Genomic DNA, 12,282 nt, shown 5'->3' on the forward strand with positions numbered 1-12,282 from the left:
TCGCACCTTTCCGTCATCCTCGGGCTTGACCCGAGGACCCACTGCAACGGAACACCATCAGTTGCTGCAAAATAAAACGAGATCCAGCTAGCCGCAGGTCTGCGTAGCGCACCATTGGGACGCTGTTCTCTGGAATGCGTTGTCAGGCTGCAAACTCGTACTCCCTTGCCGTGGGTCCTCGGGTTTTGCCCGAGGATGACGGAGAGGGAGGTGATCTGCGATGATCGGATCGAAATGGATGCGCTCCGATATGAAGGAGAGGGCATGAGCGCGCCGATATCGGCATCAAGCAGGCGGATTTCGCCCGGAAGATCGATCTGACTGAAAGTATCAATCCGGGTTGGAACGACCTCTATCCGTCGCTCTGCTGAACTCCATGATCCAGTTGGTCTCCCAGGTTTCGCCGCCATCCCTGGAAAAGGCCTGCGCCCAAATCGGCGTTTCGGGCGAGGGGGTCCACAGGAAGCGCACGCGCACCGGCAGACCGTCATCCGTGTCGTCGCCGTGGAAAATCCCCTTGCCATTGTCGAAATGGCCAATGACAGGCGGAAACATGACATTGGCGCGGCTGTCGGCCCAGTGCAGCGCCCATGAACCGTCGCGCGGGTTGAAAAGGCGCACCGTCAGCCCGGCAAAGCCCTTGGCGGGAATGGCCATCTCGTCGATATTCCCCGTGCCTTCGAGGATCTTGCGCACGCTCGACGTTGCCGGAAAGATGTCCCATTCGTCGGAGCCCTTGAAACGCTCCTTTAACCGCAGATTGCGGATATTCCATTCACCGATGAGGAAATCGAAATCCGCCGCGCTGCCAAGTGTCTCGATAACCGTGTCCATCGCCTGTCCTCCACACGCCGTTCCTATGCGTTTCGCTGGGAACATAGCGCAGTCCTCCTGACAACCTACTGTCAGGAGGTGTCAGCAGGCGAGGGGATATTTTTCCGGTGCTGTCCCACCATGCCGCGGGAGAGATGATCGGCATCGTAGCCACCTCAGGTTAACAGCTTGCCTTGGCGCTGGGCGTGGTTCGTAGCTCGACAGGCTCGCTATGATGAAGCTCACCATGTGGGAAGTGGGCTGTGCTGCGTTGGCATCGTCCGGTTGCAACAGCCATGCAGGATAATGCTCCCTGCGATCCCCCACCGCCGTCATCCTTGGTCCTCGGGTTTAACCCGAGGATGACCCGAGGATCCACGAAGCTTGCCACGGAAATATTCAGTGAAACTTATCCACGCCCTCCGAACCTCGCTTATGCTCATTGCCGTCCTTCCCGTGGGAACTGCTTCCGGAGCCGTTCGAAGTGGGAGAAGGACCGGCGCCTCCGATGGCGGGTGACGCACCCGCTGTCCGGGGAAGTTGCGTCCAAGGGTTCCCCTGCCGGTACTAAGACCGGCGCGTGCTGGACGAGCACTTTAAGGGGCGTTGGCAGTGAGCTTCCCGCAAGGGCAAGCGATCCGCCGAAGCCCCCCAAGCGGAACGGGCACGATCAAAAGTCGCCGGACGGGCGGTCTTCGGATCGCACCATCACTACCCAAAAGACGCGCTTCGACGACCGCCCGTCTTCCCAACCATTCAATGGCCAGGCGCGAAAGCGGGCGTGGCAAGGGGAGAACGCACGGAGAAAACAATGGCAAAATCGAGGACGCGATCAACGGGAAAACTGGTTTCGTGGCTGACGTTCGACCCAAAACCCATGCCCTATTTTGCCCCGGAGAAATGTATTCGACACCCAGGGCAAACCGATGCCCAGTGGGCCTGGCAACTCGAAGCTTCCAAGAGGCATGCACGGATGTACTCGGTGGCGCTGGCGAATTTTCAAGTGGTAGCCACCGCCTATGGTTACCACAAGACATGCAACAAGCCGGAATGTCGACGCAAAAAAAGGTGCGTGGGACGACGTCCGGCAATGCCGGAAGACGACTATCCACGTCCGTTCTTCCCTATTTGCAGCACAATCGACATGGCAGAACGTGTGATCGAAGGCGTACGCGAAATGTGCGAAATCATGCGTTCGGGATATGTGCCGATGTTTGCCCCAGACGGCAGCTTACATCCGGGTGAGGAAATGGTAGAAGACGAAACATGACCACCACGAAACCACGCATCACCATTCTCTATTGCACTCAATGCAGCTGGCTCCTCCGTTCCGCCTGGATGGCGCAGGAGCTGCTGTCCACCTTTGGCGCCGATCTCGGCGAAGTGGCGCTCATCCCCGGCACGGGCGGGGTTTTCGAGGTCCGTGTCGACGGCGATCTGGTCTGGGAGCGCAAGCGCGATGGCGGCTTTCCGGAGGCCAAGGTGCTGAAACAGAAAGTGCGCGACGTCGTCTGGCCCGAGCGCGATCTCGGACACTCCGACGGGCACAAGAAAGCCGGCGTCCCCATCAGCGACGAGCACCGCGAGGAGCTCAAGGATGGGGCAGACGGGGTCCCCATCAGCGACGAGCACCGCGAGGAGCTTAAGGATGGGGCAGACAAGTGAGTAAGCCGGAAGTTACCACGACCAAGCTGGACGACGCGGCGCGTGCCGGCTGGCTCTATTATGTTGCCGGCAATACCCAGGACGAGATAGCTGCCAAACTCGGCATATCGCGCCAATCGGCGCAGCGCATGGTGTCGCTCGCCGTGTCGGAAGGGCTGGTGAAGGTCAGGCTTGACCACCCGATCGCCCATTGCCTCGATCTTGCCGAACAGCTCAAGCAGCGCTTCGGCCTGAAAATGGCCGAAGTGGTGCCGACCGATCCGGGTTCGAGCTCGACAACCCTTGGCGTTGCCGATGCAGCGGCAGCAGAGATGACGCGCTGGCTCCGGTCGGATGTGCCGATCATCCTAGGCATCGGCACCGGCCGCACGCTCAAGGCGGCGATCGAGCAGCTGTCGCCGATCGAGTGTCCTCAGCACAAGGTGGTGTCGCTGACCGGGAACATTTCCCCCGATGGTTCGGCGGCTTATTACAACGTCATCTTCAACATCGCCGACAAGATCAAGGCGCGCTCGTTCCCCATGCCGCTTCCGGTCATCGCCTCCTCGCCAGAGGAGCGCGAACTGCTGCACAGCCAGGCGATGATCCGCCCCGTGCTGGAATTGTCGGCGCGGGCAAACGTTGCCTTTGTCGGCATAGGCGACCTCGAGGAGGATGCGCCGCTCTTTATCGACGGCTTCATATCACGCGAGGAACTGCAGGCCCTTCGGGCCGCGGGTGCGGTATGCGAAATCATCGGTCGCGCGTTCAATGAAAATGGCGAGCCTATCGGGGGCCTGACCAATGACCGCGTTGCCAGCGCCCAGATACCGCCGCGCGAGACCGCGCTTGTCATCGCCACTGCCAAGGGGCCGAAAAAGCTCCCGGGTATCGTCGCGGCCATAAAAGGCGGCCTTATCAATGGCTTGATCACCGACGAGCATACCGCGGAAATCCTGCTCTCGCGCTAACCACCCTCCCATTGCTGCAATGCAGCGACGAATTGCCCTTGACTTGTTTCGCGCTTGTGTGAGTAATTGCCCATACGACAAGCAATTGCTCATAACATTCGGGAGGAATCAGATGTTATCAAGAACGCTTCTGCTCGGCGCCGTGTCGGTGTTCGCGCTTGCGGGTGCTGCCCATGCCGAGACGCTGACCATCGCCACGGTCAACAATAGCGATATGATCCGCATGCAGAAATTGACCGAGGATTTCACCAAGAAGAATCCGGATATCCAGCTCGAGTGGGTCACGCTCGAGGAAAACGTGCTGCGCCAGCGCGTTACGACCGACATCGCAACAAAGGGCGGCCAGTACGACATCGTGACTATCGGCACCTACGAAGTACCGATCTGGGCCAAGCAGGGCTGGCTGCTGCCGCTCGACGGCCTCGGCGATGCCTATGACAAGTCGGACCTTTTGCCGGCTATCAGCGATGCCGTTTCGGTTGACGGCAAGCTCTACGCTTCGCCATTCTACGGCGAAAGCGCCATGGTCATGTATCGCAAGGATCTGGCCGAAAAGGCTGGCGTTACCATTCCGGAAAAGCCGACCTGGGACCAGATTGCCGAAGCGGCAAGGAAGATGACCGACAAGTCCACCGAGACCTACGGTATCTGCCTGCGCGGCAAGGCCGGCTGGGGCGAGAACATGGCGCTGTTGACGGCGACCGCCAATTCCTTCGGCGCGCGCTGGTTCGATGAAAAGTGGACACCGCAGTTCGACCAGCCGGAATGGAAGAAGGCACTGCAGTTCTACGTCGACCTGATGAAGGAAGCCGGCCCTCCCGGAGCATCGTCCAACGGGTTCAATGAAAATCTCGCCCTGTTCCAGACCGGCAAGTGCGGCATCTGGATCGATGCGACGGTTGCGGCTTCCTTCGTGACCAATCCCAAGGAATCCAAGGTTGCCGATCAGGTGGGCTATGCCCTGTTCCCGACTGGCGGCACCGAGAACCATGGCAACTGGCTGTGGGCCTGGAACCTTGGCGTTCCGGCTGGCACGCAGAAGGCGGAAGCCGCGCAGAAGTTCGTCTCCTGGGCGACCGACAAGGCCTATACCGAGCTCGTGGCAAGCAAGGAAGGCTGGGCCAACGTACCTCCAGGTACCCGCAAGTCGCTCTACGCAAATCCGGAGTATGGGAAGGCTGCCGCATTTGCCAAGATCACGCTCGAGGCAATGAATGCTGCGGATACCAGCAAACCGACTGTCAAGCCGGTGCCCTATACGGGTGGCCAGTTCGTCGCCATCCCCGAATTCCAGGGCATAGGCACAGCCGTCGGCCAGCAATTCTCGGCTGCTCTCGCTGGTTCCGTCAGCGTGGATCAGGCCCTGCAGAGCGCGCAGCAGCTGACAACCCGCGAGATGACCAAGGGCGGCTATATCAAGTAGGATCCTCCTGGCTCCGGACGGCTTCCTGACGCGAATGTCAGGAGCCGCCCGGACCTCCTTTTACAGAGCTCCGCTTTTCAGCAATCGCTGCATTGGAAACCAACAATGGCTACGCTTCAGACACGCGCGACTGCCCGTATCATGATGTCCCCCGCTGTCATCCTGCTGTTTCTGTGGATGATCGTGCCGCTTGTCATGACGTTGTACTTCTCGTTCCTGCGCTACAATCTCTTGATGCCTGGAACCGAGGAATTTGTCGGCTTTCTCAACTATCAATATTTCCTCACCGACCCGGCATTTTTCACCGCACTTAAAAACACGCTGGTGCTGGTAGGCGGCACGTTGCTGATCACGGTGATCGGCGGGATATTGCTGGCGCTGGTGCTGGATCAGCCATTCTTTGGGCAAGGAATTGTCCGGCTATTGGTGATAGCGCCGTTCTTCGTCATGCCGACCGTGTCTGCGCTGGTGTGGAAAAACATGCTGATGCATCCGGTCAACGGCCTCTTTGCCTGGATCGCACGCTCGTTCGGGTTCCAGCCGATCGACTGGTTCGCCGAAGTCCCGATGTTCTCGATCATTCTGATTGTCGCCTGGCAATGGCTGCCCTTTGCCACGCTCATCTTGCTAACTGCCTTGCAGTCGCTTGACGGCGAACAGATCGAGGCGGCGGAGATGGATGGCGCGGGAGCGTTCTCGCGCTTCTTCTACCTGGTACTGCCGCACATGTCGCGGGCGATCACCGTCGTAATCCTTATCCAGACGATCTTCCTGCTCAGCGTCTTTGCCGAAATACTCGTCACCACCAATGGCGGTCCGGGCATCCAGACGACAAACATTACCTATCTCATCTATGCGCAGGCACTATTGCAATTCGACGTGGGCGGCGCATCGGCCGGCGGCATTGTGGCGGTCATCCTTGCCAATATCGTCGCCTTCTTCCTCATTCGCCTCATCGGCAAGAACCTGGAGAGGTAGAGCCATGGCCCGCGCAGTCACCACCCGACGCAAGATGACTTTCACCATCATCGGCTGGGCGATCGGCTTTGTGATCTTCTTCCCGATCCTGTGGACGTTCTTGACCAGCTTCAAGACTGAAGGAACCGCAATCGCAACGCCGCCGCAGTTCCTGTTTTTCGACTGGACTATCGAAAACTATCATGAGGTGCAAAGCCGTTCCAATTACATGAAGCATGTGACCAACTCGGTTGTCATCTCGGTGGGGTCGACGTTGATTGGCCTTGCGCTTGCCATCCCCGCTGCCTGGGCCATGGCTTTTTCGCCTACGAAGCGCACAAAGGACGTCCTGATGTGGATGCTTTCCACCAAGATGATGCCGCCTGTCGGCGTTTTGGTGCCGCTCTACCTGATCTTCCGCGATTGGGGTCTGCTTGATACGCGTCTTGGTCTTGTTGGGATTTTGACCATGATCAACCTGCCGATCATCGTCTGGATGCTCTACACCTATTTCAAGGAAATCCCGGGCGAGATACTTGAGGCGGCGCGCATGGATGGTGCGTCGCTGATGAAAGAGATCGTTTACGTGCTGACGCCCATGGCTGTGCCCGGTATCGCATCGACCATGCTTCTCAACATCATCCTTGCATGGAACGAGGCATTCTGGACATTGAACCTTTCGGCCGCAAATGCGGCGCCGCTTACTGCATTCATCGCGTCCTATTCCAGTCCGGAGGGCCTGTTCTGGGCCAAGCTGTCGGCCGCATCCACCATGGCGATTGCTCCCATTCTCATCATGGGGTGGTTCTCGCAAAAGCAATTGGTTCGCGGCCTGACGTTCGGCGCGGTGAAATAGGATTTCAGGGAGGATATAATGGGAAGTATTACGCTCCAAAAAGTATCGAAGTCATTTGGAACTACCTCGGTCATCCCGGAAATCGACCTCGAAATCAATGACGGAGAATTCGTTGTCTTCGTTGGCCCCTCGGGCTGCGGAAAATCGACCCTGTTGCGCATGATCGCAGGGCTTGAGGACCTCAGCGGCGGGCGCATCATCATCGATGGCAAGGACATGTCCAACGAGGCTCCGGCAAAGCGGGGACTGTCGATGGTGTTCCAGTCCTATGCCCTTTATCCGCACATGAGCGTGTACGGCAACATTGCCTTTCCGCTGAAAATGGATGGCCAGGACAAGACGGCGATCGACAAGAAGGTCAAGGATGCGGCCCACATCCTCAACCTCACCAATTATCTGGACCGGCGGCCCGGACAACTGTCCGGTGGACAGCGCCAACGCGTCGCCATCGGTCGTGCCATCGTGCGTCAGCCCAAAGCATTCCTTTTCGACGAGCCTCTATCCAATCTGGATGCCGCGCTTCGCGGCAACATGCGGCTGGAGATCAGTGACCTGCATCATCAACTCGCAACGACGATGATCTATGTGACCCACGACCAGGTGGAAGCCATGACGATGGCTGACAAGATCGTCGTGCTCAATGCCGGTCGGATCGAACAGGTTGGATCACCGCTGGAGCTCTATCGCAACCCGCGCAACGTTTTCGTTGCGGGCTTCATAGGTTCCCCGCGCATGAACCTGATCGAGGGTCAGGAAGCGGCAAGGCAGAACGCGGTAACCCTTGGCGTCCGGCCCGAGCATGTTCGCATATCGAAGACTGAAGGTGTGTGGAAGGGTATCGTCGGCGTAACCGAACATCTCGGCTCCGATACATTCATCCACGTTCAGGCGGATGGCGTTGGCAAAGTCACGGTGCGCACGGATGGCGACTTTGCGGCAGAACACGGACAGCCGGTCTTTCTGACACCTGAATCGGCACGGCTCCACCGGTTCGATGCCGATGGCCAGGCAATTTGAAATGATAGGCAAGCTGAAATGAACAGACTGGAAGGCAAGACGGCATTCATCACGGGTTCGGCACGCGGCATTGGTCGGACATTCGCTGAGGCATACCTGCGCGAGGGCGCTGCCCATGTGGTGATAGCCGATATCAATCTGGAACGCGCCCAGGCGACAGCCAAGGAGCTTGGCGGCGGCGCATACGCGGTTCGTCTCGACGTTACAGACCAAAGTTCGATAGACGGAGCTGTCGGCGAGACAGTCGACAGGTTCGGCGGTATCGACATCCTCGTCAACAATGCAGCGTTGTTCGATCTCGCGCCGATCGTGGAAATCACGCGTGAAAGCTATGAAAAGCTTTTCGCTGTCAATTTTTCGGGGACGCTGTTCACCTTGCAAGCCGTTGCGAGGACGATGATTGCACGCGGCAAGGGTGGCAAGATCATCAACATGGCCAGCCAGGCAGGGCGACGTGGGGAGCCGCTGGTTGCCATCTATTGCGCAACGAAGGCCGCGGTCATCAGTCTTACCCAGTCGGCCGGGCTCAACCTGGTCGAGCACGGTATCAATGTGAATGCGATAGCACCCGGAGTAGTCGATGGCGAGCACTGGGAGGGCGTGGATGCACTCTTTGCCAAATATGAGAACAGGCCACGGGGCGAGAAGAAGCGGCTCGTCGGTGAAGCAGTGCCCTATGGGCGTATGGGTACCGCTGATGATCTGACCGGCATGGCGATATTTCTCGCAAGCAGCGAGAGCGATTATGTCGTTGCCCAAACCTACAATGTCGACGGCGGCAACTGGATGAGCTGACGTTTTCCTGCACTGCGGCAACCGCAGCCAGGTGCACCTTATGTGAAAGAGGGGTGAATCCCGATGACTGTCAAACTCTCAAAAGCCACCCTGCAAAAATTGCCGCAAAGCGTCGGCGCTCCCCGCTACGACCAGTCCGAACTGAAGGCCGGTATCGTTCATTTTGGCATCGGCAATTTTCATCGTGCACATCAGGCCGTCTATCTCGATGAACTGTTCAATGCGGGCACTGACCACGAATGGGCCATCGTCGGAGCTGGGGTTCTTGCCTCCGATGAAACCATGCGACAAAAGCTGGCGGCACAGGATTGGCTGACGACCGTCGTTGAGCAGGACAGCGGCCACAGGATTGCCCATGTGACGTCGTCGATGATCGATTACCTGGAACCTGGACAGACCGGTAATACCATAGCGCGGCTCGCTGACCCGGCTATCCGCATCGTCTCATTGACGATTACCGAAGGCGGTTATTTCATTGATCCTGCCTCAGGTGTTTTCAATCCAAAACATCCGGCCATCGTCGCCGACGCAGCAAACATCAAGGATCCAAAAACGGTGTTCGGCCTTATCCTCGCCGGGTTGATCCGCCGTCGCGACGAAGGTACAGCGCCGTTTACGGTGATGTCCTGTGACAACATACCTGGCAATGGCCATGTCACAAGCGATGCGATCAGTGGGCTTGCCGCACTCGTCGACCCAAAACTTGCCGAGTGGGTCAAGGACAATGTTGCGTTTCCAAACAGCATGGTTGACCGTATCACGCCGGCCACGACTGACCGTGAGCGCAATTTGTTGGCCACGGATTTCGGTGTCGAGGACAATTGGCCGGTTTTCTGCGAACCATTCAAGCAGTGGGTGCTGGAAGACCACTTTCCAACAGGACGTCCTGCGTTGGAAAAGGTGGGCGTCACTTTTGTTAAAGATGTGGCCCCCTATGAGTTGATGAAAATTCGCATTCTCAATGGCGGACACGCGGCCATTGCCTATCCGGCAGCGCTCATGGACATCCACTTCGTCCACGAAGCCATGGAAGAACCATTGATCCGCGACTTCCTCACCAAGCTTGAGTCCGAGGAAATCATTCCGGTGCTGCCACCTGTTCCGGACATGCCCTTCGATGACTATTTCGCTCTCATCGTCCGGCGCTTCTCCAATCCAAAGATCGGCGATACGATCCAGCGCCTCTGCCAGGATGGCTCCAATCGGCAGCCAAAGTTCATTCTGCCGACGACTGCGGACCGTCTCAGAGCTGGCAAGAGCATAACTGGATTGTCACTGGTTTCAGCGCTCTGGTGCCGGTTTTGTGCCGGGACGACAGATAGCGGCAAGCCGACAAACTATCTCGATGCAAGCGCAGAGCGATTGAAGGTCGAAGCCTTGAAGGCAAAGGCCGATCCGAAAGCGTTTCTTGCGATGAGCGACATTTTCGGCGATGTTGGAACGTCTCCGGTTTTTGTCGAATCGTTCTCGCGAATCCTCCGGACACTTTGGGACAAGGGCGCGCGTGAAACCTTGAAGCTCTATCTGTCAAGCAAGCTTTGACGAATGGCAAAGCCCGCTCTTGTCATCTTCGATTGTGACGGTGTTCTTGTCGACAGCGAGCCGATTTCGATCGCTGTCTTGCTCGATATGATTGCCAAAAGCGGAACGACATTGTCTGAAGACGATGCTTATGACCGGTTCCTTGGTCGCAGCATGACGACAATCAGCAGGATCTTGCACGAGGACTACGGCTTTGCTGCGAGCGAGGCTGATCTTGATGAGATGCGTGCCAATCTCTTTGCGCGATTTGAACGGGATTTGCAGCCGATCCCAGGTATTGCTGAGACGTTGAAGCAACTGGACGTGCCGCGCTGCGTGGCATCGTCGAGCCAACCGGACCGCATTCGCTTGTCGCTGACGTTGACTGGCCTGCTTGATCTGCTCGACCCGCACATATTCAGCGCAACCATGGTGAAGCGAGGCAAACCAGCACCTGATCTGTTCCTTCTTGCGGCCAAAACCATGGGCGTCGAGCCGCGCCATTGCCTGGTAATCGAAGACAGCCCCGCCGGAATCGAGGCGGCGAAGAGCGCGGGCATGCGTGTTTTCGCCTTCACCGGCGGTACCCATTCGCGCGGCGGCCGGCTGGAGGCAGCACTTGCGTCTCTCAAACCAGACCGTATATTCGACGACATGTTGCAATTGCCGGGCTTGCTGGAAGCCACACCGAAAGTTCGTTGATGCCGAAATTCGTCTGTGCGGTCGATGTCGGGACAGGGAGTGCGCGGGCAGGCATCCTTGATCCCAAGGGAAACCTTCTGGGTCGCGTCGAACATCCCATTCTAATGAATCGTCCCCTTGCCGATCATGCTGAGCACGATTCGGAGGACATCTGGAAATCCGTTTGCATCGCCGTACGGGGTGCCGTCTCGGCCGCAAAAATTGATGCTTCCGATGTTGCGGGAATAAGCTTTGACGCCACCTGTTCGCTGGTTGTGCGAAACACGGAAGGCGATCAGCTCACAGTTTCCACCACTGGCGAGCAGCGATGGGATACGATCGTCTGGCTCGACCATCGCGCATTGGGCGAAGCAGACGAGTGCACGGCAACAGGTCACAAGGTGCTCAGCTTCCTTGGTGGCGTCATGTCACCGGAAATGCAAACACCAAAACTCATGTGGCTGAAACGGCATTTGCCGGATACATGGAAAAACGCCGGCTATTTCTTCGATCTCGCGGACTATCTCACCTGGAGGGCATCCGGGTCGCTGGCGCGATCGCAATGCACGCTGACATGCAAATGGACCTATCTCGCCCACGAAAGCGAAGGCTGGCAATCGGACTATCTCAAGGTTATCGGCCTTGAGGACATGATCGAACGCGGAAATCTCCCTGAACATGCAAGCCCGATGGGTGCCTTCGTCGGCGCGCTCACGCCGGAGGCCGCCGAGGCATTGGGGCTGACCACCGCATGTCGGGTCGGCGCCGGACTGATCGATGCCTATGCCGGTGCGCTGGGCGTACTGGGCGGCTTTGCCGGGGATCTTTCGGAGATCGACCGCCATCTTGCCTTGATTGCGGGGACCTCAAGCTGCCTGATGGCCCTGTCGCAGGAGCCGGTTTCGTTCAGTGGTGGCTGGGGCCCCTATTACGGCGTGGCCCTGCCGGATTGCTGGCTGAGTGAGGGTGGTCAATCGGTGACCGGCGCTTTATTGGATCACATCATTCGCTGGCATGGGGCAGTTGGCGAACCGAACACCGCCTTGCACAAGAGGATCACTGACCGGGTAATGGAGTTGCGTGCAAAGGAGGGGCTGGACCTCGCCGGCAGATTGCATGTTCTTCCTGACTTTCATGGAAACCGCTCGCCGCTCGCCGATCCGCATGCTGTGGGTGTGATCAGCGGCCTCAGCCTTGATGCTTCGTTCGACAGTCTCTGCCGCCTTTATTGGCGTACGTCCGTTGGCATTGCGCTTGGTGTACGGCACATTCTCGATGCGCTGAACGACAAGGGCTATGCGATCGATACCATGCATGTCACCGGCGGACATACCAAGAATCCGCTGCTGATGGAGCTTTATGCGGATGCCACGGGTTGCACGGTGATTACATCCGCCGCGGACGACGCGGTCCTGCTGGGTACCGCCATGGTCGCGGCGACGGCGGCGGGGCTTTATCCAGAGTTGCCGTCCGCCTGTATTGCAATGAAGCAGGGCGGTTATCCAAGGCAGCCGAATGCGGACGCCCGTAAGCGCTTTGATAGGGATTACAGCATTTTCCTTGAGATGCACGCCCAACGAAAGGCGTTGGACGCGCTGCAATAG

General features: G+C 58.1%; 11 protein-coding genes and 1 pseudogene. 11 read left to right on the plus strand and 1 reads right to left on the minus strand.

Features of this window, described 5'->3' with window-relative positions:
• Positions 1–330: 330 nt before the first annotated feature.
• A complete protein-coding gene (locus K9U38_RS03860) occupies positions 331–879 on the minus strand; it encodes a hypothetical protein (RefSeq protein ID WP_224493026.1) in 549 nt (182 codons plus the stop codon).
• 745 nt (positions 880–1,624) lie between these two features.
• On the opposite strand from K9U38_RS03860, the gene K9U38_RS03865 reads away from it, so the two are divergent.
• The 11 genes and pseudogenes from K9U38_RS03865 to K9U38_RS03915 all read left to right on the plus strand — a co-directional run bounded on the left by K9U38_RS03865 (position 1,625) and on the right by K9U38_RS03915 (position 12,282).
• Entirely contained in the window at positions 1,625–2,083 is a 459-nt protein-coding gene (locus K9U38_RS03865; RefSeq protein ID WP_224493027.1) for a hypothetical protein, read from the plus strand.
• Positions 2,080–2,355 (plus strand): annotated as a pseudogene (locus K9U38_RS03870) (Rdx family protein); the annotation flags it as partial. The gene K9U38_RS03865 and the pseudogene K9U38_RS03870, both read left to right, overlap by 4 nt.
• A gap of 119 nt (positions 2,356–2,474) precedes the next feature.
• Positions 2,475–3,428, plus strand: a complete 954-nt coding sequence (locus K9U38_RS03875; protein WP_224493028.1) for a sugar-binding transcriptional regulator — start codon at positions 2,475–2,477, stop codon at positions 3,426–3,428.
• A gap of 112 nt (positions 3,429–3,540) precedes the next feature.
• On the plus strand, positions 3,541–4,851 hold the full coding sequence (locus K9U38_RS03880; RefSeq protein ID WP_224493029.1) for an ABC transporter substrate-binding protein: 1,311 nt from the start codon (positions 3,541–3,543) through the stop codon (positions 4,849–4,851).
• A gap of 105 nt (positions 4,852–4,956) precedes the next feature.
• Positions 4,957–5,829 (plus strand): carbohydrate ABC transporter permease, encoded by an 873-nt coding sequence (locus K9U38_RS03885; protein WP_224493030.1) that lies wholly within the window; start codon positions 4,957–4,959, stop codon positions 5,827–5,829.
• Positions 5,830–5,833: 4 nt separating this feature from the next.
• Entirely contained in the window at positions 5,834–6,664 is an 831-nt protein-coding gene (locus K9U38_RS03890; RefSeq protein ID WP_224493031.1) for a carbohydrate ABC transporter permease, read from the plus strand.
• A gap of 18 nt (positions 6,665–6,682) precedes the next feature.
• Complete coding sequence (locus K9U38_RS03895) at positions 6,683–7,681, plus strand: ABC transporter ATP-binding protein (protein ID WP_224493032.1); 999 nt, start codon at positions 6,683–6,685, stop codon at positions 7,679–7,681.
• An 18-nt stretch (positions 7,682–7,699) separates the two neighbouring features.
• Complete coding sequence (locus K9U38_RS03900; RefSeq protein ID WP_224493033.1) at positions 7,700–8,476, plus strand: L-iditol 2-dehydrogenase; 777 nt, start codon at positions 7,700–7,702, stop codon at positions 8,474–8,476.
• A gap of 63 nt (positions 8,477–8,539) precedes the next feature.
• On the plus strand, positions 8,540–10,018 hold the full coding sequence (locus K9U38_RS03905) for a mannitol dehydrogenase family protein (RefSeq protein ID WP_224493034.1): 1,479 nt from the start codon (positions 8,540–8,542) through the stop codon (positions 10,016–10,018).
• Positions 10,019–10,021: 3 nt separating this feature from the next.
• Positions 10,022–10,699, plus strand: coding sequence for an HAD family hydrolase (locus K9U38_RS03910; protein ID WP_224493035.1), 678 nt, complete (start codon positions 10,022–10,024; stop codon positions 10,697–10,699).
• Positions 10,696–12,282, plus strand: coding sequence for an FGGY-family carbohydrate kinase (locus K9U38_RS03915; RefSeq protein ID WP_224493036.1), 1,587 nt, complete (start codon positions 10,696–10,698; stop codon positions 12,280–12,282). Before K9U38_RS03910 ends, K9U38_RS03915 begins: the two co-directional genes overlap by 4 nt.

Origin of the sequence: Phyllobacterium lublinensis, assembly GCF_020164435.1 — a bacterium.
GTDB lineage: Bacteria > Pseudomonadota > Alphaproteobacteria > Rhizobiales > Rhizobiaceae > Phyllobacterium > Phyllobacterium lublinensis.

Excerpts from the sequence above, each read along its gene's own strand:
- K9U38_RS03890 (WP_224493031.1), top strand. The coding sequence starts at position 5,834 with ATGGCCCGCGCAGTCACCACCCGACGCAAGATGACTTTCACCATCATC.
- K9U38_RS03895 (WP_224493032.1), top strand. The coding sequence starts at position 6,683 with ATGGGAAGTATTACGCTCCAAAAAGTATCGAAGTCATTTGGAACTACC.
- K9U38_RS03860 (WP_224493026.1), bottom strand. The coding sequence starts at position 879 with ATGTTCCCAGCGAAACGCATAGGAACGGCGTGTGGAGGACAGGCGATG.
- K9U38_RS03885 (WP_224493030.1), top strand. The coding sequence starts at position 4,957 with ATGGCTACGCTTCAGACACGCGCGACTGCCCGTATCATGATGTCCCCC.
- K9U38_RS03910 (WP_224493035.1), top strand. The coding sequence starts at position 10,022 with ATGGCAAAGCCCGCTCTTGTCATCTTCGATTGTGACGGTGTTCTTGTC.
- K9U38_RS03865 (WP_224493027.1), top strand. The coding sequence starts at position 1,625 with ATGGCAAAATCGAGGACGCGATCAACGGGAAAACTGGTTTCGTGGCTG.
- K9U38_RS03900 (WP_224493033.1), top strand. The coding sequence starts at position 7,700 with ATGAACAGACTGGAAGGCAAGACGGCATTCATCACGGGTTCGGCACGC.
- K9U38_RS03880 (WP_224493029.1), top strand. The coding sequence starts at position 3,541 with ATGTTATCAAGAACGCTTCTGCTCGGCGCCGTGTCGGTGTTCGCGCTT.
- K9U38_RS03905 (WP_224493034.1), top strand. The coding sequence starts at position 8,540 with ATGACTGTCAAACTCTCAAAAGCCACCCTGCAAAAATTGCCGCAAAGC.